The 21,841-nt window shown below is 59.1% G+C and carries 19 protein-coding genes; 4 read left to right on the forward strand and 15 right to left on the reverse strand.

What is annotated here, in order from left to right:
* Positions 1–8: 8 nt before the first annotated feature.
* The gene (gene cobA / locus ACI77H_RS04695) at positions 9–758 is read left to right on the forward strand and encodes a uroporphyrinogen-III C-methyltransferase (RefSeq protein ID WP_407010598.1); all 750 of its coding nucleotides are present in this window, start codon (positions 9–11) and stop codon (positions 756–758) included.
* 69 nt (positions 759–827) lie between these two features.
* Here cobA and ACI77H_RS04700 read toward each other — a convergent pair whose 3' ends face one another.
* The 8 genes from ACI77H_RS04700 to ppsA form a co-directional block, all read right to left on the reverse strand.
* Complete coding sequence (locus ACI77H_RS04700) at positions 828–1,862, reverse strand: OmpA family protein (protein WP_407010600.1); 1,035 nt, start codon at positions 1,860–1,862, stop codon at positions 828–830.
* Positions 1,863–1,969: 107 nt separating this feature from the next.
* Positions 1,970–2,560: an RNA polymerase sigma factor SigX gene (gene sigX / locus ACI77H_RS04705; protein ID WP_407010602.1), complete on the reverse strand. Its 591-nt coding sequence runs from the start codon at positions 2,558–2,560 to the stop codon at positions 1,970–1,972.
* 86 nt (positions 2,561–2,646) lie between these two features.
* A complete protein-coding gene (locus tag ACI77H_RS04710) occupies positions 2,647–3,471 on the reverse strand; it encodes a mechanosensitive ion channel family protein (RefSeq protein ID WP_008027407.1) in 825 nt (274 codons plus the stop codon).
* A 2-nt stretch (positions 3,472–3,473) separates the two neighbouring features.
* Entirely contained in the window at positions 3,474–3,722 is a 249-nt protein-coding gene (locus ACI77H_RS04715) for a hypothetical protein (RefSeq protein WP_007944521.1), read from the reverse strand.
* Between the two features lie 63 nt (positions 3,723–3,785).
* Entirely contained in the window at positions 3,786–4,781 is a 996-nt protein-coding gene (locus ACI77H_RS04720; protein ID WP_407010603.1) for a zinc transporter ZntB, read from the reverse strand.
* Positions 4,782–4,807: 26 nt separating this feature from the next.
* On the reverse strand, positions 4,808–5,299 hold the full coding sequence (gene rraA, locus ACI77H_RS04725; protein WP_407010605.1) for a ribonuclease E activity regulator RraA: 492 nt from the start codon (positions 5,297–5,299) through the stop codon (positions 4,808–4,810).
* Positions 5,300–5,420: 121 nt separating this feature from the next.
* On the reverse strand, positions 5,421–6,410 hold the full coding sequence (locus ACI77H_RS04730) for an alpha/beta fold hydrolase (RefSeq protein WP_407010607.1): 990 nt from the start codon (positions 6,408–6,410) through the stop codon (positions 5,421–5,423).
* A 91-nt stretch (positions 6,411–6,501) separates the two neighbouring features.
* Positions 6,502–8,877 carry a phosphoenolpyruvate synthase gene (gene ppsA / locus ACI77H_RS04735; RefSeq protein ID WP_407010609.1) on the reverse strand — a complete coding sequence of 792 codons (2,376 nt, stop codon included), beginning with the start codon at positions 8,875–8,877 and terminating at the stop codon, positions 6,502–6,504.
* A 174-nt stretch (positions 8,878–9,051) separates the two neighbouring features.
* Here ppsA and ACI77H_RS04740 point away from each other — a divergent pair, with 174 nt between their 5' ends.
* Complete coding sequence (locus tag ACI77H_RS04740) at positions 9,052–9,870, forward strand: pyruvate, water dikinase regulatory protein (protein ID WP_407010611.1); 819 nt, start codon at positions 9,052–9,054, stop codon at positions 9,868–9,870.
* 121 nt (positions 9,871–9,991) lie between these two features.
* Here the strand turns inward: ACI77H_RS04740 and ACI77H_RS04745 are convergent, their stop codons facing one another.
* Positions 9,992–11,401 (reverse strand): PLP-dependent aminotransferase family protein, encoded by a 1,410-nt coding sequence (locus tag ACI77H_RS04745; RefSeq protein ID WP_407010613.1) that lies wholly within the window; start codon positions 11,399–11,401, stop codon positions 9,992–9,994.
* 137 nt (positions 11,402–11,538) lie between these two features.
* Between ACI77H_RS04745 and ACI77H_RS04750 the strand changes: the two genes are divergently transcribed.
* Positions 11,539–12,432 carry a DMT family transporter gene (locus ACI77H_RS04750; RefSeq protein ID WP_407011034.1) on the forward strand — a complete coding sequence of 298 codons (894 nt, stop codon included), beginning with the start codon at positions 11,539–11,541 and terminating at the stop codon, positions 12,430–12,432.
* 100 nt (positions 12,433–12,532) lie between these two features.
* On the opposite strand, the gene prpD is transcribed toward ACI77H_RS04750, so the two are convergent.
* The 6 genes from prpD to ACI77H_RS04780 all read right to left on the reverse strand — a co-directional run bounded on the left by prpD (position 12,533) and on the right by ACI77H_RS04780 (position 21,000).
* Positions 12,533–14,017: a 2-methylcitrate dehydratase gene (prpD, locus tag ACI77H_RS04755; protein WP_407010615.1), complete on the reverse strand. Its 1,485-nt coding sequence runs from the start codon at positions 14,015–14,017 to the stop codon at positions 12,533–12,535.
* Between the two features lie 160 nt (positions 14,018–14,177).
* The gene (gene prpF / locus ACI77H_RS04760; RefSeq protein ID WP_407010616.1) at positions 14,178–15,368 is read right to left on the reverse strand and encodes a 2-methylaconitate cis-trans isomerase PrpF; all 1,191 of its coding nucleotides are present in this window, start codon (positions 15,366–15,368) and stop codon (positions 14,178–14,180) included.
* A 56-nt stretch (positions 15,369–15,424) separates the two neighbouring features.
* Entirely contained in the window at positions 15,425–18,022 is a 2,598-nt protein-coding gene (gene acnD, locus ACI77H_RS04765; protein ID WP_407010617.1) for a Fe/S-dependent 2-methylisocitrate dehydratase AcnD, read from the reverse strand.
* 203 nt (positions 18,023–18,225) lie between these two features.
* Positions 18,226–19,353 (reverse strand): 2-methylcitrate synthase, encoded by a 1,128-nt coding sequence (prpC, locus tag ACI77H_RS04770; protein ID WP_407010618.1) that lies wholly within the window; start codon positions 19,351–19,353, stop codon positions 18,226–18,228.
* A 40-nt stretch (positions 19,354–19,393) separates the two neighbouring features.
* Positions 19,394–20,284 carry a methylisocitrate lyase gene (gene prpB, locus ACI77H_RS04775; protein WP_223484733.1) on the reverse strand — a complete coding sequence of 297 codons (891 nt, stop codon included), beginning with the start codon at positions 20,282–20,284 and terminating at the stop codon, positions 19,394–19,396.
* On the reverse strand, positions 20,281–21,000 hold the full coding sequence (locus tag ACI77H_RS04780; RefSeq protein WP_407011035.1) for a GntR family transcriptional regulator: 720 nt from the start codon (positions 20,998–21,000) through the stop codon (positions 20,281–20,283). Before ACI77H_RS04780 ends, prpB begins: the two co-directional genes overlap by 4 nt.
* Before the next feature lie 302 nt (positions 21,001–21,302).
* Here ACI77H_RS04780 and ACI77H_RS04785 point away from each other — a divergent pair, with 302 nt between their 5' ends.
* Positions 21,303–21,839 (forward strand): ATP-dependent zinc protease, encoded by a 537-nt coding sequence (locus ACI77H_RS04785; protein ID WP_407011036.1) that lies wholly within the window; start codon positions 21,303–21,305, stop codon positions 21,837–21,839.
* The last annotated feature ends 2 nt before the right edge of the window (positions 21,840–21,841 follow it).

Raw genomic sequence — 21,841 nt, forward strand, 5'->3', positions numbered from 1 at the left:
AAAACACTATGAACGCAAAAGTCTGGCTGGTGGGTGCAGGTCCTGGTGACCCGGAATTGCTGACCCTTAAAGCCGTCAGGGCGTTGAGCGAAGCGGATGTGGTGCTGATCGACGATCTGGTGAACGACGCCGTGCTGGAGCATTGCCCCCAGGCGCGGATCATTCCAGTGGGCAAGCGCGGCGGCTGTCGCTCGACGCCTCAGGCATTCATTCATCGATTGATGTTGCGTTATGCCCGTCACGGAAAATGTGTGGTGCGGCTCAAGGGCGGCGATCCGTGCATTTTCGGGCGCGGTGGTGAGGAGGCGCAGTGGCTACGAGAACGAGGGGTCGAGGTGGAGCTGGTCAATGGCATCACCGCCGGGCTGGCCGGTGCAACACAATGCGCTATCCCCTTGACCCTGAGGGGCGTTGCGCGCGGCGTGACGCTGGTCACCGCCCACACTCAGGATGGCACCAGCCTGAATTGGCAAGCTCTGGCGCAAAGTGGCACGACGCTGGTGGTGTACATGGGCGTAGCGAAGCTCAGTGAAATTCGCGAGCAACTGCTGGCCGGAGGGATGGTGGCAGAAACGCCGGTGGCGATGATTGAAAACGCCTCCCTGCCGCACCAACGGGAATGTCGGAGCGATCTGATGGCGATGGAGGAAGATGCCTACGCCTTTGAGCTGAAAAGCCCGGCAATTCTGGTGATTGGCGCGGTGGCGGCCTGTGCCGCACAAAATCTTTCTGCGACTGCAGTCACTCAGTCAGCCTGATCCCCCCCCCAAATCGCAGACAAAGAAAAGCCCGGCCTAAGCCGGGCTTTTCTCAGAGCTGCGGGCTAATTACTTAGCTTGAGCTTCAACCTGCGCTTCTACGCGACGGTTTACAGCGCGACCAGCTTCAGTTTTGTTGTCAGCAACTGGGCGGGATTCGCCGTAGCCAACAGACTGAACGCGGGAAGATTGAACACCGTACTGGTTGGTCAGAACTTGCTTAACGGCGTTTGCACGACGCTCGGACAGTTTCTGGTTGTAAGCGTCAGGACCGACGTTGTCAGTGTGACCTTCAACAGTAGTGGTGGTGGAAGGGTACTGCTTCATGAAGTCAGCCAGGTTCTTGATGTCGCCGTAGCTGTTGGTTTTAACAACAGATTTGTCGAAATCGAACTTAACGTCCAGCTCTACACGAACAACTTCAGCAACGGCTGGGCAGCCATCAGCGTCAACAGTTACGTTGGCTGGGGTGTCCGGGCACTTGTCAACGTTGTCGCAAACGCCGTCGTTGTCGCTGTCGGAGCAGACTTCAGCTGGTGCTGGAACTGGAGCAGCAGCAGGCTTGGAGCCGCCACCGAAGTTCACACCGATACCGACGCTTGGAGCCCACTCGGTGTCACCTTGGTCGATGTTGTACTGAGCTTCAACGCCGGCACGGGCGTAGAAGTTCTCGGTGAAGTACAGTTTTGCACCGCCGCCAACGTTGGCGAAGGTGGAACCGTTACGACCGCCTTTGCCGTTCTGACCGATGCTTTGATCGGAGAAACCAGCAGAAACGTATGGACGGACCATGTCGCCTGGGTTGTTGAAGTGGTACAGAGCGTCAAGAGCAGTATCAGAGCCCTTGATGTTACGACCATCGTCGGAACGCACGTTGTGCACTTCGTCGTAGCCCAGACGCAGTTCAACGTCGTCGGTCAGGAAGTAACCAACCGAACCACCGAACAGGTTGCCGTTGTTTTTGAAATCGCGGGCGCTGTCGTACATTTCTTTCTTTGCGAAGCCTTCGATTTCAACTGCGCCTTGGCCTTGTGCCAGTGCGCCGAACGAAGTGGCCGCAATAAGAGAACCAATGGCCAAGCCCAAGGTGTTTTTCAGTTTCATCCGTTAAATCCCCATCTGGTGATTGTGAAGCAGTCCCGCAAACCGGGGGACAACTCGGCGGCAAGTCTATCAGAACTTGCCTACACGTAAGAGATATTTGCGCCGAACTAAGTTTCAGCAATGCCTGCAAATTTCTCACGCAATTTGTCTAGAGCACGTTTGTAACGCATTTTTGTCGCACTCAAACCCATGTGCATGATGTCTGCGATCTCCTGAAACTCTAGCTCTGCGACAAATCGTAGCACCAGAATTTCACGGTCAATCGGGTTCACATACACTAGCCAGCGATCAAGCCCGCCCGTTTCCTCGGGTTTCGGCGTCTTTTCTTCAGACGCTTCCTCAAGGGGGTCCAGGCTCAATGCGTCCATCAAGCGACGCTTTCGCCGTTCTTTCCGATACTGCGTGATGCACTCGTTGTACGTGATGCTATATAGCCACGTCTTGAACTTCGATTTACCTTCGAAGTTCTTCAGGCCATACAACACCTTCAACATCACTTCCTGACAGACATCGTCTGCATCGCGATCGTTCCCGAGATATCGCGCACAAACGTTAAATAATGTTCGTTGGTAACGCCGCATCAATTCTTCATAGGCGCGTGTCACGTGAAACAGCTCGGTATGCGAGCGCGCGACCAACTCCTCATCAGAGAGCTCGCGGGGGTCGTAGCGCGTGGAGAGCGATTGAGCTTTATTCAAAACAAGTCGGGCCGACAGTCAGGTCAATGTCCGCCGCAGCCCTTCAGGGCATTTTGCGGCGGCATACATTAGCAGGGTTTGCCGGGTTAGCGGCTACTCACATGCTGCTCCAGGAGAATCCGATTGGAGAGAGAGACTAGCTCACCCTCATCGGTCAGCAATGTGGTTTTAACCGTGCCGATCTCTTCGATCTGACCTTCGACCTCGCCAACACGCACTTGTTGCCCAACCTGATACAACTCACGCACATAGATTCCCGCAAGAATCTGACCGGCGATTTCCCGGCTTCCCAACCCCATGGCCAGCGCAACCGCCAGACCAACGGTAATCAATACGATCACAATCACATGGTTGAGCAGGTCAGTCTTGACCTCCAACTGGCTGATTGCGACCGAAATACTGATGATAATTACCAGCCCCTGGGCAATTCGCCCGAGCCCGGCGGCGTAATCCAGCCCTACGCCCTCTGCCGCACCTCGCACCAGCCCATTGGCCAGTTGTGCCAGCAAAACACCCACCAGCAGCACCAGCGCGGCACCGAATACTTTCGGCAAATACAGCGCAAGCATGTCCAGCGTAGCCGAAACTCGCTCAAGTCCAAGGGACTCCGCGGCAGAAACCAGAAAAATCAGCAAAACAAACCAGTAGACAATCTTGCCGATCAGCGTCGAAATCGGCACCTGAAGCCCGGCCCGGGACAGCAATTTAGTCAGCCCGGTGCCGCCCATCAGCCGGTCGAGGCCGAGTTTGGCAAGCAACTTGGACAGCAAAGTGTCCAAAAGTTTCGCCACGACGAAACCCAACAGCAGCACGACCAGCGCGCCGAACAGGTTCGGAATGAAATTCGCTACCTTGGTCCATAACGCAGTCATTGCAGTGACGAGGCTCTGAGTCCAGAGATCAAGTTCCATATTCAATCAGCCTTATCAGCAGTGCGAACGGTAGGTTTACGGTGACGGGAAACCGGCGAGACGTGAGCCGATCCGTTGTTCAAGGCGATCATCAGCGCGGGCAACCAGCGGCCCAGCAGGCTGAACAGATCGCCGGCGCCGACCTGGCGATTGGCGGTTTTCAGGACACGCCCAAGGCACGCATCATCGTCGCGAGTGGACGGCGAAGCGTTCAGCATGTCACGCAAAGACTGTTCAAACGGATCGTGCATACGCACCTCTCGTGATGTCTGTGAAAGACGCGGCCACATTTCTCCGGGTCACATGGCGCATCGTCATACCCAGCGCAATCGTCGGAATAACCACCACTGCCCCAATGCCACCGAGATCATCATCAGGCAGGCAATCAGGAAGCCATACGGGCTGGCAGAGAACGGAATTCCCCCAACATTGACACCCAAAAGACCGGTCAGAAAACTCATCGGCAAAAAGATCCCGGTGATTATCCCGAAGCGATACATCGTGCGATTCATACGCACGCTCAAACGTCTATCCTCGGCCTCGAGGACCAGCCCCACCCGCTCCCGGGTCAATTCCAGCTCCTCGAGATAACGGGTGAGACTGTTGTTCAATTCGTTCCAGTAGTCGCCGTCATCTTCGACAAACCAGGGCAGTTTTATCCGGGTCAGTTGTCCGAAAATATCCCGTTGCGGTGCCAGGAAACGTTTCAGCGCAGCAGCCCTGCGACGGATCTGCAAAATGGAGTCATGCTCGGGTGAATACCGTTCGTCGGCATCCAGTTTTTCTTCTTCCTCATCGACCACTTCCGAGAGGCAACTGACCAGATCCTGCACCTTGTTGGTGAGGTACTGGGCCATATAAAGGATGAGTTCGGAGGCGGTCTTCGCTCCTTTGCCTTCCGCGAGCTGCACCAGCAACTCGTCAGTGGCGCGCAATGGACGCAGGCGCAGGGAAATAACCCGCTGTGCCGAGGCGAAGATCCTCACCGAGACCATGTCTTCCGGTTCGGCCCCGGGGTTGAGATTGACCCCACGCAAAAATAGCAGCAGTTCGCTGTCGGAAAGCTGTAAAAGACGCGGACGAGTGTTTTCCTCGAGCAACAGATCGCAGCTGAATTCACTCAGACCGCTGGATTTGCGCAGCCAGGTCTGGGTTTGCGGGTGACTGCGATCCCAGTGCAACCATAAGCTTTCATGGGCCTGCAGTTGCAAGTCATCGAGTTCAGTCCGGGCTATCGAACGCGCACTGCCTTTACCATCCAGCACCAGGGCATGTACCAGCCCCCACTGCGCGTTTTCTTCCTCGAACATCCTCACCCCTTCAGTTGGTGCAACGTTTATTCAGGCATTTTCAGCGGGCTTGGCGAGATGATCACGCCATTATTGTCCGCATAGATGTACTCGCCTGGACGGAACGTCACACCTGCAAATGTCACCGCAACGTTAAGCTCGCCGAGCCCGCGCCTGTCGGATTTTCGCGGATGACTGGCGAGAGCCTGAACACCCAGATCGGTCTGCGCGATGATATCGACGTCACGGATGCAGCCGTAGATCACCAGCCCTTCCCAGCCGTTTTTCGCGGCTTTCTCCGCCAGCATGTCACCCAGCAATGCGTGACGCAGGGAACCGCCACCGTCGACCACCAGCACCTTGCCATGCCCCTGAAGCTCGACCTGCTCCTTGACACGCGAGTTGTCTTCGAAGCACTTGATGGTCACGATTTCGCCGCCGAAGGAATCACGGCCGCCGAAGTTGCTGAACATCGGTTCCAGCACCTGCACCAGTTCCGGGTAGGCGTCGCACAGGTCAGGCGTAAGGTAATGGTTCATCGAGAAACTCCTGTAAAGAGGAAGACAATCGAGGATGTCGCAAAGTGACCGAAAAAGCTGAATGCGTCATATCTTAGCCGCTAGCCGATCAGAGCGGAATGCCCTTGATAGAGCATCGGGCTCAGACTGCGGTGGCCAAATCCGCTTTTTCGCCAAGCAAAGGCGTGTGCTGATTCGACAGCCAACGTGCCACCAACGGCCAGACTTCGGTTTGAGCAGCTTTACTGACCAACATTTCGACGTGACCGAAATTGTCCCCAAAGCCCTGCTCGCGGCCCAGATTGATGAATTGCTTGTGCTCGGAGCCCATCTGATCGAACAGCTTGCGGCACGCCCACGCCGGGTCCTGATGATCGCCGACGGCGCTCACGACCAGCACTGGCATCTGAACGTTAGCCAATCCGGCCCACCAATCCTTGTCGGCATCGCCAAAACGCCCGAACAAGCCATACCAACGCATGCTTTCCAGGGCCAGGCCAATCGGCTCGTCCTCCGGGCCGCGTTTGAGCCGTGACCCCGAAAGTTGCGCAAAACGCTTGAGAATGAAGCGTCCGCTCCACTCCACCGGCGGAATTTTCAACGGCCAATAAGTGCGGCTGACTTGCGTACCGAAGAGGGCCGCAGACGCGACAACCGGCTCGCCGATATATTCGCCTCCCAGCGCTGCCGCCAGGGTAATGCCACCCAGCGAGTGACCGATCCAGTGCGGAACCTGGCCGCTCTGCTCACGCACGAACGCGCCAATGGCCGGCAGATCGTAACGAGCGTAGTCGGCGACGCGGTTCTTGCGGTAGTTCTGGTTGCGCTGGGACAGGCCATGGCCGCGCATTTCCGCAATCCACACATCAAATCCAAGGCGTGCCAGATAGGCGCCCAACCCCAGACCTTTTGGAGAGAACCAGAAGCGTCGATTGGAAAAGCTGCCGTGCAACAGAATCACCGGCACACCGCGCACCGCCGGCTCATCGGCCATGCCGAGACGAGTCACGGCCAGCTCCACGGTGCCGTCAGGGCTGTTGCCGGGTTTCAAACGATAGACGTCTTCGCTCAGATCGCCGCGCCGCTCGGCGCTGATCAGGGCGACAGGAAATAGGTTGCTGCTGCTTTGCATAATGCTCTTGCACAAAAAAGGGCGGCGTCCAGAGGAGCCCGCCCTACTTGAATCTTAAAGCCCCGGCCACTTGACCGAGGCTTCATTCACATCAGGCCGAAGCCTGACCTTCCGCCAGGAAGAACCAGGTTTCCAATACGGAATCGGGGTTCAACGAAACGCTTTCGATACCCTGCTCCATCAGCCATTTGGCCAGATCAGGGTGGTCCGAAGGACCCTGACCGCAAATGCCGATGTACTTGCCCGCCTTGTTGCACGCGGCAATGGCGTTCGCCAGCAGCTTCTTGACCGCAGGGTTACGCTCGTCGAACAGGTGAGCAATGATCCCGGAGTCACGGTCCAGGCCCAGCGTCAGCTGAGTCAGATCGTTGGAGCCAATGGAGAAACCGTCGAAGAATTCGAGGAATTCTTCAGCGAGGATCGCGTTGGAAGGCAGTTCGCACATCATGATGATGCGCAGACCGTTCTCGCCACGGGCCAGGCCATTTTCGGCCAACAGATCGATCACTTGGCTCGCTTCGCCCAGGGTACGGACGAACGGCACCATGATTTCGACGTTGGTCAGGCCCATCTCGTTGCGCACGCGCTTGATGGCACGGCACTCGAGCTCGAAGCAGTCACGGAACGCTTCGCTGATGTAACGCGAGGCGCCACGGAAGCCCAGCATCGGGTTTTCTTCTTCCGGCTCGTAGAGTTTGCCGCCGATCAGGTTTGCGTATTCGTTGGACTTGAAGTCCGACAGACGCACGATGACCTTTTTCGGGGTGAACGCAGCAGCCAGGGTGCTGATGCCTTCAACCAGCTTCTCGACGTAGAAGCCGACCGGATCGTCGTAACCGGCGATGCGCTTGTCGACGCTGTCCTTGATTTCCTGCGGCAGACCGTCGTAGTTCAACAGCGCCTTGGGGTGCACACCGATCATACGGTTGATGATGAATTCCAGGCGGGCCAGGCCCACACCGGCGTTCGGCAGTTGCGCGAAGTCGAACGCGCGGTCCGGATTGCCGACGTTCATCATGATCTTGAACGGCAGATCAGGCATCGCGTCCACGGAGTTTTTCTTGATGTCGAAGCCCAGTTCGCCTTCGAAGATGTAACCGGTGTCGCCTTCCGCGCAGGAAACAGTCACGCCCTGGCCGTCTTTCAACAGCTGGGTGGCGTTGCCGCAACCGACCACGGCCGGAATGCCCAGCTCACGAGCGATGATCGCCGCGTGGCAGGTACGGCCGCCACGGTTGGTGACGATGGCGCTGGCGCGTTTCATGACCGGTTCCCAGTCCGGATCGGTCATGTCGGAGACCAGCACGTCGCCTGGCTGGACTTTGTCCATCTCGGACACGTCCTTGATGATTCGCACTTTGCCGGCGCCGATGCGCTGGCCGATGGCGCGACCTTCAACCAGCACGGTGCCGGTCTCTTTCAACAGGTAACGTTCCATGACGTTGGCCGAGGTGCGGCTCTTCACGGTTTCAGGACGGGCCTGAACGATGTAGAGCTTGCCGTCGTCGCCGTCCTTGGCCCACTCGATGTCCATCGGACACTGGTAGTGCTTCTCGATGATCATCGCTTGTTTGGCCAGTTCGCTGACTTCGGCGTCGCTCAGGCAGAAACGTGCGCGATCGGCCTTGTCGACGTCGATGGTCTTGACCGATTTGCCGGCCGTGGCGACTTCGCCGTAGATCATCTTGATGGCTTTACTGCCCAGGTTGCGACGCAGGATGGCCGGACGACCGGCGGCCAGCGTGCCTTTGTGGACGTAGAACTCATCCGGGTTCACCGCGCCTTGTACGACGGTTTCACCCAGGCCGTAGGCGCCGGTGATGAACACCACGTCACGGAAGCCCGATTCGGTATCGAGGGTGAACATCACGCCGGCAGTGCCGGTTTCGGAGCGGACCATGCGCTGTACGCCGGCCGACAGGGCCACCAGCTTGTGGTCGAAGCCCTGGTGGACGCGGTAGGAAATGGCGCGGTCGTTAAACAGTGAAGCGAACACCTCTTTGGCGGCGCGAATAACGTTTTCGACACCACGGATGTTCAGAAAGGTTTCCTGCTGACCGGCGAAGGAAGCGTCCGGCAGGTCTTCGGCAGTAGCGGAAGAGCGCACGGCCACGGCCATGTCAGGGTTGCCGGCCGACAGCGTGGCGAACGCGGTGCGGATCTCAGCGTTGAGCTTCTCGGGGAACTCGGCTTCCATGATCCACTGACGGATCTGGGCGCCGGTCTTGGCGAGGGCGTTGACATCATCGACGTCCAGAGCGTCGAGGGCGGCGTGGATCTGATCGTTCAGGCCGCTCAGTTCCAGAAAATCACGATAAGCCTGAGCTGTCGTGGCGAAGCCACCGGGCACCGATACACCGGCACCTGCAAGGTTACTGATCATCTCGCCCAGGGATGCGTTCTTGCCCCCCACATGCTCAACATCGTGTTTGCCGAGCTTATCGAGGGAAACTACGTACTCTACCAAGGTGATCTCTCCACTAACTGTGTTGGAAAAGCTCAGAAGCCGGCGCTCTAAAGGAGCATTTGCCAGCTGTATGGCCTGGACCTGGAAAATAAGTGAGAATGCGGGCCACTGGCGGCCGGCAAATCGCGCCTATCATATCCAAGATTCGTCACTAGCTTAAGGCCCAAGGTGCAAATGAAACGATCTGCTTTCTTTATCTCCGATGGCACCGGCATCACAGCCGAAACCCTGGGTCAAAGCCTCCTGGCGCAGTTCGAGAACATTACCTTCAGCAAATTCACGCGGCCGTACATCGACAACGCGGATAAAGCGCGGGCCATGGTACAACAAATCAACAAGGCCGCCGAAACCGACGGCTTCCGGCCGATTATCTTCGACACCATTGTCAATCAGGACATCCGTGAGATCCTCGCAACGTCCAATGGTTTCATGATCGACATTTTCTCGACCTTCCTGGCGCCACTTGAACAGGAACTGACCGAGCATTCTTCCTACACCGTCGGCAAGTCCCACTCCATTGGTACCAACTCCAATTACATGGAACGCATCGAGGCGGTGAACTTCGCCCTCGACAACGATGACGGTGCGCGCACGCATTATTACGACAAGGCCGACCTGATCCTAGTGGGCGTGTCGCGTTGTGGTAAGACGCCGACGTGCCTGTACATGGCCATGCAATTCGGCATCCGCGCGGCCAACTATCCGCTGACCGAAGACGATATGGAGCGCCTGACCCTGCCAGCCGCCCTGCGCGCCCACCAACACAAGCTGTTCGGCCTGACCATTGACCCGGACCGTCTCACCGCGATCCGCAACGAGCGCAAGCCCAACAGCCGCTACTCGAGCTACGCCCAGTGCGAATTCGAAGTGCGCGAGGTGGAGAACCTGTTCCGCCGCGAAAACATCCCGCACATCAACTCCACGCATTTTTCGGTGGAAGAGATTTCGGCGAAGATTCTCGTGGAGAAAGGTGTGGAGCGGCGGTTCAAGTAAATCTTTAGCGCCTGTGCGGCCGCCTTCGCGGGCAAGCCCGCTCCCACAGTGATCTTCAGTGGACACAAGATTTGTGCACGACAGAAGTCCCTGTAGGAGCGGGTTTGAACGCGAAGAACGATTACACGGTCTCTGTTAATGCCCCTACCAAAGCCTCAAACCCGCCTATCAACAACCCGTCACCCCCCACCGAATGACACAAACTCGCCCGAATAAACTGCGGCACCGCAGCATGCCCCACCGCAAATGCCTCGGCGGTGGCGACCAGATAATTATTCTGCTTAAGCTCCGCCGCAATGTGCGACGCGCGCCACGGCTCAGGCACTTCGATCCAGAAGTGCGGGCTGTGGGGATGCGTCTTGTAGCTGACGTCTCCTAACAGGGCGCTGACCAAGCGCTTGCGACGGCTGATTTCGGCAATCTGCTGCCCCAGCAACTGTTCGGCGATACCGTTTTCAATCCACGCAGTCGCCAGTTCCATCGACAGCGGACTGGCCATCCAGCACGTCCCGCGCACCGCCGCGCTCAAGCGTCCGATCAACGGTTGCGGCGCGTGCAGATAACCCACCCGCAATCCGGCCGAAACCGCTTTACTCAGGCTGCCGATCAACACCGAGCGCTCCGGGGCGAAGTGGCTCAAGGGCAAGGGGCGCTGCTGCGCCAGCACGGCATGGGCTTCGTCTTCGATGATCAGTAAGTTGTGTTGGCGACAGACCTCGGCAATCGCCTCGCGCCGTGGGACCGACATCACCGCCACCGTAGGATTCTGGATCGTTGGCGTGCAGTACAACGCCGATACCCGATGAGTCTGGCAAACGTCCTCCAGTGCATCCGGCATCAGCCCTTCGTCATCCATCCCGACACCGATCAGTTTTATTCCGAGCATGCGTGCGACGCTGATCAATCCGGGGTAGGTCAAATGCTCGGTCAGCAGCGTGTCGCCCGGCTTGAGCAGCGCCATCAATACGCAGAGCAAGCCATGCTGGCCGCCGTTGACGCAAATCACCTGGTCGGCGTTCGGCACAAATGCCTGGTGTCGCAGCCAATGGGCACCCGCCGCTCGGTGGTGCGGTAAACCGCCATCGGCCGTGTAGCCGCTGAGCAACTGCAAGGTCTGCGGATCGCTGGCCAGGGTCTGCAGGCTCTGACTCAGAAACGCAGCTTCATGCCCGGGAATCGGCTGATTCCGACTCATATCAAAGAACGTCTGAGGCTCGTCGCTGACATTGCGAAAGCCCGAATCCCGCGGCCGTTCCATCCCGCGCTGACGCACGTAAGTGCCATCTCCTACACGCGCCACCACCAACCCAACGCGCTCCAGTTCACCATAGGCACGGCTGATGGTGCCGATGGTCACGCCCAGGCTGTCCGCCAACAACCGATGGGGCGGCAATTTACTGCCCGGCTCGATCAAGCCTTCGCCGATGCTGTTTTCCAGGGCTTCGGCCAAGCGCTTGTACTTGACGCCGCGCCCATGGACCAAGCCTTCGCGAAGGATTGACACCGTGGCAATACTTACTTTGACAGTCATTTGCTTCCCGAATAGCGTGCTGAAAACAGATTCAATCAGGGATAGACCTTTTCCGTTAGCAGGTCAATTCCGACGACCCAAGGAGCACAATTATGTCCATTGCCCTCAGCACGCCGTCCATCACCGGTAAACCCTGGCTGGCGGGATTGATCACCAGCACCTTGTTCCTGATCGTGTGCCTGAGTTGGGGCACTACGTGGCTGGGGATCAAGATCGCCGTCGAAAGCGTGCCGCCCCTGACCGCCGCCGGCCTGCGCTTTCTGATCGCCTTCCCGCTGTTTTTGAGCTTCGCCCTGCTGCGTCGAGAACCGCTGCTGTTTCCTCGGCAAAGTCGCTGGTTTTTCGTGTTCGTCACGCTGTCGTATTTCAGCCTGCCGTACTACTTGCTCAACTACGGCGAGATGCACGTTTCATCTGGCCTGACCGCGCTGCTGTTCAGTTGCATGCCGGTGTTCATCCTGATTTTTTCCGCGCTGTTTCTGCGGGAGAAAATTTACCCCTCACAAGTGCTCGGCATCGCCATCGGGTTTGGCAGTCTGTTCATGATTATCCGCAGCCAGGGGCTGCATCTGGACCATGCTGAATTCTTCGGTGTATTGGCGATTCTCGCGGCGGCGGTGATGCATGCGCTGTGTTACGTGATCACCAAAAAACAAGGCGCGGCGATCAGCGTGATCACCTACAACACGCTGCCGATTGGCCTCGCCGGGGTGATGCTGTTTGTCGCGGGGTTGAACTTTGAGGCGCCAGTGTTTGATGACATTACCGCGCGCTCCTGGAGCGCCCTGCTCTACCTGGGACTGGTGGCGTCGGTGGGCGGGTTTATCGTTTATTTTTTGCTGCTAAAACGCCTGAGCCCGATCATTTTGTCGTTTGTGTTCATCATTTTCCCGGTGTTCGCGGTGGTGATCGGCGCTTGGTATGAGGGGCAAAGCCTTTCGCGCGAGCTGATGATCTACTCGGCGATTTTGCTGAGCGGATTTGCCATTACCAAATTACCGCTGGAGAAATGGCTGACACGGACCTTGTAGGAGCTGGCTTGCCAGCGATGGCGGTCGTTCGGTTGAAGTAATGTTGGCTGAACGGACGCCATCGCTGGCAAGCCAGCTCCTACAGGTTTTCCTGCGTTATCTAAATCACGAACAGGTCCATGAAGCGGTTGACCGGCGTAGTTTCAAGCGCTGCCTGATCCTTGCACAAGGCAAAAATCTCGGCGCTGCGCTGGGCGGTAAAACGCGTCGCCAGGTTGGCCTTGAACTTGTCCTCAAGCAACGGAATGCCCTCGGCGCGACGGCGACGGTGGCCAATCGGGTACTCCACCGCCACATTCTCGGTGCTGGAACCGTCCTTGAAAAACACCTGGATCGCATTGGCGATGGAACGTTTGTCCGCTTCCAGGTATTCGCGGGTGTATTGCGGGTCTTCGACGATGAGCATTTTTTCGCGCAGCACATCGATGATCGGGTGCGCGGCATGGAAGTCGTCTTCGTACTGCTCGGCCACCAGATTGCCGAACGCCAGCGGCACAGCGGTCATGTATTGAATGCAGTGGTCGCGGTCGGCGGCATTCGCCAATGGGCCGACCTTGGAAATAATGCGGATCGCCGATTCGTGGGTGGTGATGACGATCCTGTCGATTTCGTGCAGACGGTTTCTGACCTGCGGATGCAGGGTCACAGCGGCTTCGCACGCCGTCTGCGCGTGAAACTCGGCGGGGAAGCTGATTTTGAACAGCACGTTTTCCATCACGTAGCTGCCGTACGTGCGAGAGAAGCTGAACGCGCGTTTGTCTTCGGGTTTCAGCGCCAAGTCGTTATTGGTGTGGCTGAACAACACGTCGTAGAAGCCCCACTGCCTGGCGGTCAGTACGCCGGGGATACCCATCTCGCCACGCATTGCGATGTCGGCCAGACGGACGCCGCCACTGGAGGCATCACCCGCCGCCCAGGATTTGCGCGAGCCGGCATTCGGCGCATGCCGATACATGCGCAACGCCTGACCATCGGCGAACGCATGGGACAGCGCCGACAACAGTTGCTCGCGATTGGCGCCCATGAGTTTGGCGGTGACGGCAGTCGAGGCGACTTTGACCAGGATGACGTGATCAAGACCTACGCGGTTGAAGGAGTTTTCCAGTGCGATCACGCCTTGAATCTCGTGAGCCATGATCATCGCTTCGAGCACCGCACGCACGGTCAGCGGCGCATCGCCATTAGCCACGCGCTTCTGCGACAGGTGATCGGCCACCGCGAGAATACCCCCGAGGTTGTCGGATGGATGTCCCCATTCGGCGGCGAGCCAGGTGTCGTTGTAGTCGAGCCAGCGCACGATACAACCGATGTCCCAGGCCGCTTTCACCGGATCGAGGCGGTAGCTGGTGCCCGGCACTCGAGCGCCAAACGGGACGACGGTGCCTTCGACGATCGGGCCGAGGTGCTTGGTGCATTCAGGGAAGCGCAGGGCCAGGAGGCCGCAGCCGAGGGTGTCGATCAGGCAGTTGCGGGCGGTGTCGAGGGCTTCGACAGACTGGATTTTGAAGCTCAGAACGTAATCGGCAATGTCCTGCAGGACCGTGTCGTAGTCGGGGCGGTTGTTCTGGTCGACGTTGGTGCTCATGTTCGATTCACTCGTTAAGTGGTTCGTTGATGGGACCTCGGTTCAGGGCTGATTTTTCTTATTTTTGAAATGCAATCCTTGTCGGAGCTGGCTTGCCGGCGATGGCGATTTCGAGGTCGCCATCGCCGGCAAGCCAGCTCCTACACGGGTTTTGTGTGGGTTAGAAGGAATCTCCCGGCACACGGACGAAACCTTCCATCAACACCCGCGCACTGCGGCTCATGATGGCTTTTTTGACGGTCCACTCGCCATTCACCTGACTGGCTTCAGCGCCCACGCGCAACGTGCCGGACGGATGACCGAAACGCACGGCGTTGCGCTCGATGCCGCCCGCCGCAAGGTTGACCAGGGTGCCGGAAATCGCCGCCGCCGTGCCGATGGCCACCGCAGCGGTGCCCATCATGGCGTGGTGCAACTTGCCCATCGACAATGCACGCACCAACAGGTCGACATCCCCCGCAGCAATCGCTTTACCGCTGGAAGACACATAGTCCGCAGGCTTTGCAACGAAGGCCACTTTCGGCGTGTGTTGACGCTTGGCAGCTTCATCCAGAGTCGAAATCAGCCCCATGCGCAGCGCGCCATAAGCACGAATGGTCTCGAACATCGCCAACGCTTTTGGATCACCATTGATGGCGCCCTGTAACTCGGTGCCGGTGTAACCGATGTCTTCGGCATTGACGAAAATAGTCGGAATGCCCGCATTGATCATGGTCGCCTTGAACGTCCCGACGCCGGGCACTTCGAGGTCGTCCACCAGGTTGCCGGTAGGGAACATCGAGCCACCGCCGCCCTCTTCTTCTGCCGCCGGGTCCATGAATTCGACCTGCACTTCGGCCGCCGGAAAGGTCACGCCGTCGAGTTCGAAATCACCGGTTTCCTGCACTTCACCGTTGGTGATCGGCACGTGAGCGATGATGGTCTTGCCAATGTTGGCCTGCCACACGCGCACCACGGCCACACCGTTGTGCGGTATGCGGCCGGCGTCGACCAGGCCGTTGCTGATGGCGAACGAACCGACCGCTGCGGACAGGTTGCCGCAGTTGCCGCTCCAGTCGACGAAAGGCTTGTCGATGGAGACCTGACCGAACAGGTAATCGACATCGTGATCGGCCTTGATGCTTTTCGACAGGATCACGGTTTTGCTGGTGCTGGAGGTCGCACCGCCCATGCCGTCGATTTGCTTGTCGTACGGGTCGGGGCTGCCGATCACCCGCAGCAACAAAGCATCACGGGCCGGGCCGGAAATCTGCGCCGCTTCGGGCAAGTCTTTGAGGCTGAAAAACACGCCTTTGCTGGTGCCGCCACGCATGTAGGTGGCGGGGATTTTGATTTGAGGTACGTGAGCCATGGGTGCTCCTTCAAAGCAGGCAAGGGACTTGAAATCCCCTGCCCGCAACGTGCGTTTTAGACGGCAACCGCCGATTCTTCGAGGAAGTCCTGCGCGAAGCGTTGCAGCACGCCGCCGGCCTCGTAGATCGACACTTCTTCAGCGGTGTCGAGGCGGCAGGTCACTGGCACTTCGACGCGCTCACCGTTCTTGCGGTTGATCACCAGCGTCAGCTCGGCACGCGGGGTGCGCTCGCCGATCACGTCGTAGGTTTCGCTGCCATCGATCGCCAGGGTGTGGCGGTCGGTGCCCGGTTTGAACTCCAGCGGCAACACGCCCATGCCCACCAGGTTGGTGCGGTGAATGCGCTCGAACCCTTCGGCGGCAATCGCTTCCACACCCGCCAGACGCACACCCTTCGCCGCCCAGTCGCGGGACGAACCCTGACCGTAGTCGGCGCCGGCGATGATGATCAGCGGCTGCTTGCGCTCCATGTAGGTTTCGATGGCTTCCCACATGCGCATCACTTTGCCTTCCGGCTCGACGCGCGCCAGCGAACCCTGTTTGACCTTGCCGTTTTCCTGGACCATTTCATTGAACAGTTTCGGGTTGGCGAAGGTGGCGCGCTGCGCGGTGAGGTGGTCACCACGGTGCGTGGCGTAGGAGTTGAAGTCCTCTTCCGGCAGGCCCATTTTCGCCAGGTATTCGCCGGCGGCGCTGTCGAGCATGATCGCGTTCGACGGCGACAGGTGATCGGTGGTGATGTTGTCCGGCAGCACCGCCAGCGGGCGCATGCCCTTGAGCGGACGCGCGCCGGCCAACGCGCCTTCCCAGTACGGCGGACGCCGGATGTAGGTGCTCATCTCGCGCCAGTCGTACAGCGGCGTGACCTTCGGGCCAGTGTCTTCGTGGATGGCGAACATCGGGATGTAGACCTGACGGAACTGCTCAGGCTTGACCGAAGCCTTGACCACCGCGTCGATTTCTTCGTCGCTCGGCCAGATGTCTTTGAGGCGGATTTCCTTGCCGTCAGCGTCCAGACCCAAGACATCTTTTTCGATGTCGAAACGGATGGTCCCGGCGATGGCGTACGCGACCACCAACGGCGGCGAAGCGAGGAACGCGTTCTTGGCGTACGGGTGAATCCGGCCGTCGAAGTTGCGGTTGCCCGAGAGCACGGCGGTGGCGTACAGGTCGCGGTCGATGATCTCTTGCTGGATCACCGGATCGAGTGCGCCGGACATGCCGTTGCAGGTAGTGCAGGCGAAAGCGACGATGCCGAAACCGAGTTGCTCCAGTTCGCTGGTCAGGCCAGCCTCGTCGAGGTACAGCGCAACGGTTTTCGAACCCGGCGCGAGGGACGATTTGACCCACGGTTTGCGGGTCAGGCCGAGCTTGTTGGCGTTGCGCGCCAGCAGACCGGCGGCGATGACGTTGCGCGGGTTGCTGGTGTTGGTGCAACTGGTGATGGCGGCGATGATCACCGCGCCGTCCGGCATCTGGCCCGGCACTTCGGTCCACTGGCCGGAGATGCCCTGGGCGGCGAGGTCCGAAGTCGCGACGCGAGCGTGCGGGTTGCTCGGGCCGGCCATGTTGCGCACTACCGAGGACAGGTCAAAGGTCAAGCCGCGCTCGTATTGCGCGCCCTTCAGGCTGTCAGCCCACAGGCCGGTGGTCTTGGCATAGTGTTCGACCAGTTGCACTTGCTCGTCTTCGCGGCCGGTGAGTTTCAGGTAGTCGATGGTTTGCTGGTCGATGTAGAACATCGCCGCGGTGGCGCCGTATTCCGGGGCCATGTTGGAGATGGTCGCGCGGTCGCCAAGGGTCAGCGCGGTGGCGCCTTCGCCGAAGAATTCCAGCCACGCGCCCACCACTTTTTGCTTGCGCAGGAACTCGGTCAGCGCCAGCACCATGTCGGTGGCGGTGATGCCCGGTTGCAGCTGGCCGGTCAGTTCGACACCGACGCTTTCCGGCAGGCGCATCCACGAGGCGCGGCCGAGCATCACGCTTTCGGCTTCCAGACCACCGACGCCGATGGCGATCACGCCCAGCGCATCGACGTGCGGGGTGTGGCTGTCGGTGCCGACGCAGGTGTCAGGGAACGCCACGCCGTCGCGCACCTGGATCACCGGAGACATTTTCTCCAGGTTGATCTGGTGCATGATCCCGTTGCCCGGTGGAATCACGTCAACGTTCTTGAAGGCTTTTTTGGTCCAGTTGATGAAGTGGAAACGGTCTTCATTGCGACGGTCTTCGATGGCGCGGTTCTTCTCGAACGCCTCCGGATCGAAGCCACCGCGCTCGACGGCCAGCGAGTGGTCGACGATCAGTTGTGTAGGCACTACGGGGTTCACTTGCGCCGGGTCGCCACCTTGCAAAGCGATGGCGTCACGCAGGCCGGCGAGGTCGACCAGCGCGGTCTGGCCGAGAATGTCGTGGCAGACCACACGGGCCGGGAACCATGGGAAGTCGAGGTCGCGTTTGCGCTCGATGAATTGCTTCAGGGATTCGGTGAGCGTGGCCGGGTCGCAGCGACGCACCAGGTTTTCAGCCAGCACACGAGAGGTGTACGGCAGAGTGTCGTAGGCGCCGGGTTGAATGGCTTCGACCGCCGCACGGACGTCGTAGTAATCCAGGTGGCTGCCGGGCAGCGGTTTACGGAATTCAGTGTTCATCGGTCAGGACTCGGTCACGGTGATTTCAAAGGGTGGGGCCTGGTATCGGATCGGAAATCAACACAACCCCTGTGGGAGCGGGCTTGCCCGCGATTGCGGTGGGTCAGGCGACGTTTATGTCGAATGTGACTCCGTCATCGCGGGCAAGCCCGCTCCCACAGGGATTTGCGTAATGTTCAAATCCCTGCGCAAGCCTCCACCATTCAGCGTTGTTCGATTGGCACGAACTTGCGCTGTTCGACGCCGGTGTACTCGGCGCTCGGGCGAATGATGCGGTTGTTGGCACGTTGTTCGAACACATGCGCTGCCCAGCCGGTCAGGCGCGAGCAGACGAAAATCGGCGTGAACAACTTGGTCGGAATACCCATGAAGTGGTACGTCGACGCATGGTAGAAGTCAGCGTTCGGGAACAGTTTCTTCTGTTCCCACATGGTGGCGTCGATGGCTTCGGACACCGGGAACAACACCGTGTCGCCCACTTCGTCAGCGAGTTTTTTCGACCAGCCCTTGATCACCTCGTTACGCGGATCGTTGTCCTTATAGATCGCGTGGCCGAAGCCCATGATTTTGTCCTTGCGCGCCAGCATGCCGAGGGTGCCCTCGACCGCCTCTTGCGGCGAGCTAAAGCGCTCGATCATTTCCATCGCCGCTTCGTTGGCGCCGCCATGCAGCGGACCGCGCAAGGAACCGATGGCCGCCGTGATGCAGGAGAACAGGTCGGACAAGGTTGATGCACATACGCGAGCGGTGAAGGTCGAAGCGTTGAACTCGTGTTCCGCGTAGAGGATCAGCGAAACGTTCATCACCTTGACGTGCAACTCGCTCGGCTTCTTGTCGTGCAGCAGGTGCAGGAAGTGGCCGCCAATGGATTGCTCGTCGCTCACACAGCTGATGCGTTTGCCATCGTGGCTGAAGCGATACCAGTAGCACATGATCGCCGGAAACGCGGCCAGCAAGCGGTCGGTTTTGTCGTGTTGCTCGGAGAAGTCGTTCTCTGGTTCGAGATTGCCCAGGAACGAGCAACCGGTGCGCATCACGTCCATCGGGTGGGCGTCGGCAGGGATGCGTTCCAGCACTTCCTTGAGCGCTTGCGGCAGGTCGCGCAGCTTGCCCAGTTTGCTGATGTAGGTGTCCAGTTGCGCCTGGGTCGGCAGTTCGCCGTACAGCAGCAGGTAGGCCACTTCTTCAAATTGGGCGTCAGCCGCCAGTTCGCGAACGTCGTAGCCGCGATAGGTCAGGCCTGCGCCCGACTGGCCCACGGTGGACAGTGCGGTTTGCCCGGCAACCTGGCCACGGAGCCCGGCGCCACTGAGTACTTTTGCTTCGGCCATTGCTGTCTCCAATCTTGAATTTATTAGGGAGTTGCGCGACTTACTTCTTCGCGGCAAACAACGCATCGAGCTTCTGCTCGAACGTGTGGTAGTCGATGCGATCGTAAAGTTCCATACGCGTTTGCATGGTGTCGATCACGTTCTGTTGCGTGCCGTCGCGACGGATCGCCGTGTAGACGTTTTCCGCAGCTTTGTTCATCGCGCGGAACGCCGACAGCGGGTACAGCACCAGCGACACATCGGCAGCGGCGAGTTGCTCGGTGGTGTACAGCGGCGTCGCGCCGAATTCGGTGATGTTGGCCAGGATTGGCGCCTTCACGCGACTGGCGAACAGCTTGTACATCTCCAGTTCGGTAATAGCTTCCGGGAAGATCATGTCGGCGCCGGCTTCAATACACGCCGCAGCGCGATCCAGTGCGGACTCCAGGCCTTCAACGGCCAGGGCGTCGGTGCGAGCCATGATCACGAAGCTGTCGTCGGTGCGCGCATCAACCGCAGCCTTGATGCGATCGACCATTTCCTGCAACGAGACGATTTCTTTATTAGGGCGGTGACCGCAGCGCTTGGCGCCGACCTGGTCTTCGATGTGAATCGCCGCCGCGCCGAACTTGATCATCGACTTCACGGTGCGGGCGACGTTGAACGCCGAGGAACCGAAACCGGTGTCCACGTCCACCAGCAGCGGCAGATCGCACACGTCGGTGATGCGGCGCACGTCGGTCAGCACGTCGTCCAGGCCGGTGATGCCCAGGTCCGGTACGCCGAGGGAGCCGGCAGCCACCCCGCCACCCGACAGATAAATAGCCTTGAAACCGGCGCGTTTGGCCAGCAGCGCGTGGTTGGCGTTGATCGCGCCGACCACTTGCAGCGGATGTTCGCTGGCGACCGCATCGCGGAATCGCTGGCCTGGAGTGCTTTTGTTGGAACTCATGACTCACCTCGTTGAGTGGCTGTCTGGTTTGCGCCGTCCTGGTAGTGACGGGCGATATTGCGTTTGGAGGCGCCGATGTGGCGGCGCATCAACAACTCGGCCAGCTCACCGTCACGGTCGGCGATGGCGTCGAGAATCCGGTGGTGCTCGGCGAAGGCCTGGCGCGGGCGATTGGGCGTGGTGGAAAACTGGATGCGGTACATGCGCACCAATTGATAAAGCTCGCCGCAGAGCATCTGCGTCAGAGTGCGGTTGCCGCTGCCCTGGATGATTCGGTAATGGAAGTCGAAATCGCCTTCCTGCTGGTAGTAGCCGACACCGGCCTGAAACGCCGCATCGCGCTCGTGGGTTTCGAGAACCCGGCGCAGTTCGTCGATTTCTTCGACGGTCATGCGTTCGGCCGCCAGGCGACAGGCCATGCCTTCCAGGGATTCGCGGATTTCGTAGAGTTCCAGCAGCTCGGCATGGCTCAGTGAAACCACCCGCGCCCCGACGTGCGGTATGCGCACCAGCAGGCGCTGGCCTTCGAGACGGTGGATCGCTTCGCGCAACGGCCCGCGGCTGATGCCGTAGGTGCGCGCCAGTTCCGGCTCGGAGATTTTGCTGCCCGGGGCGATCTCGCCCTTGACGATGGCCGCCTGAATGCGCCGGAAGACGTTCTCGGAAAGTGTTTCCGAATCGTCTTGGGCAATGACCGGGGGATCGAGTTGATCCAGCATATTGTCGACACCTTGAAAGCTGATGCGGCAAAAACTAGCGAATACAGACCTTTTAGTCAAAGGATAAATAGGTATTGTCGACAATCGTCTAATAACCGGTTGCACCACAACAATGCAGCCCCTCTGTTTATAGCCGCCTCCCGGCGCTGGCGCCATAAAGCCACCGTGCTAGAATGCCGCCCGCATTTGTTTGTGACATCTGCACTGCCTGTCATAAATAGCTGATAGGCATACGAGGGAGCTTGCGCAGCGATGCCAGGGCCTTGAATCGAAACACGGACCGCTGCGCACCAGGATTTATGAGACTCAAGCCCTTCCCCACCTTCCTTTATTTGCTTTGCCTGCCCGCTGTCGCCGCGGCGGGGGAAAAGACTGTGTACGGCCTCAACGAGTACGCCTCGCTGGACGGCATCAATCTGGAAGTCGCCGCCAAACTCGACACCGGCGCCAAAACGGCCTCCCTGAGCGCCCGCGACATCAAGCGTTTCAAACGCAATGGCGAGTCCTGGGTGCGCTTCTATCTGGCCATCGACGCCGCGCACTCGCACCCGATCGAACGCCCCCTGGCCCGCGTCAGCAAAATCAAACGCCGTGCCGGCGACTACGATCCGGAAGAAGACAAGAAGTACACCGCCCGTCCGGTGATCGAACTGGATATCTGCATGGGCTCGGCTTTACGCAGCATCGAAGTGAACCTTACCGACCGCAGTGCCTTCCAATATCCGCTCCTGATTGGCTCCGAAGCGCTTAAACGCTTTGATGCGCTGGTCGACCCCAGTCTTAAATATGCTGCTGGCAAACCCGCCTGCGCCACCGACGCACATACCGCAGAGTAATT

This window comes from Pseudomonas sp. O230, assembly GCF_045447035.1.
Taxonomy (GTDB): Bacteria; Pseudomonadota; Gammaproteobacteria; order Pseudomonadales; family Pseudomonadaceae; genus Aquipseudomonas.

Excerpts from the sequence above, each read along its gene's own strand:
- ACI77H_RS04745 (WP_407010613.1), bottom strand. The coding sequence starts at position 11,401 with ATGACTGTCAAAGTAAGTATTGCCACGGTGTCAATCCTTCGCGAAGGC.
- rraA (WP_407010605.1), bottom strand. The coding sequence starts at position 5,299 with ATGAACCATTACCTTACGCCTGACCTGTGCGACGCCTACCCGGAACTG.
- ACI77H_RS04715 (WP_007944521.1), bottom strand. The coding sequence starts at position 3,722 with ATGCACGATCCGTTTGAACAGTCTTTGCGTGACATGCTGAACGCTTCG.
- ACI77H_RS04730 (WP_407010607.1), bottom strand. The coding sequence starts at position 6,410 with ATGCAAAGCAGCAGCAACCTATTTCCTGTCGCCCTGATCAGCGCCGAG.
- prpF (WP_407010616.1), bottom strand. The coding sequence starts at position 15,368 with ATGGCTCACGTACCTCAAATCAAAATCCCCGCCACCTACATGCGTGGC.
- ACI77H_RS04710 (WP_008027407.1), bottom strand. The coding sequence starts at position 3,471 with ATGGAACTTGATCTCTGGACTCAGAGCCTCGTCACTGCAATGACTGCG.
- ACI77H_RS04785 (WP_407011036.1), top strand. The coding sequence starts at position 21,303 with ATGAGACTCAAGCCCTTCCCCACCTTCCTTTATTTGCTTTGCCTGCCC.
- ACI77H_RS04720 (WP_407010603.1), bottom strand. The coding sequence starts at position 4,781 with ATGTTCGAGGAAGAAAACGCGCAGTGGGGGCTGGTACATGCCCTGGTG.
- acnD (WP_407010617.1), bottom strand. The coding sequence starts at position 18,022 with ATGAACACTGAATTCCGTAAACCGCTGCCCGGCAGCCACCTGGATTAC.
- prpD (WP_407010615.1), bottom strand. The coding sequence starts at position 14,017 with ATGAGCACCAACGTCGACCAGAACAACCGCCCCGACTACGACACGGTC.
- prpC (WP_407010618.1), bottom strand. The coding sequence starts at position 19,353 with ATGGCCGAAGCAAAAGTACTCAGTGGCGCCGGGCTCCGTGGCCAGGTT.
- ACI77H_RS04740 (WP_407010611.1), top strand. The coding sequence starts at position 9,052 with ATGAAACGATCTGCTTTCTTTATCTCCGATGGCACCGGCATCACAGCC.
- prpB (WP_223484733.1), bottom strand. The coding sequence starts at position 20,284 with ATGAGTTCCAACAAAAGCACTCCAGGCCAGCGATTCCGCGATGCGGTC.
- ACI77H_RS04700 (WP_407010600.1), bottom strand. The coding sequence starts at position 1,862 with ATGAAACTGAAAAACACCTTGGGCTTGGCCATTGGTTCTCTTATTGCG.
- cobA (WP_407010598.1), top strand. The coding sequence starts at position 9 with ATGAACGCAAAAGTCTGGCTGGTGGGTGCAGGTCCTGGTGACCCGGAA.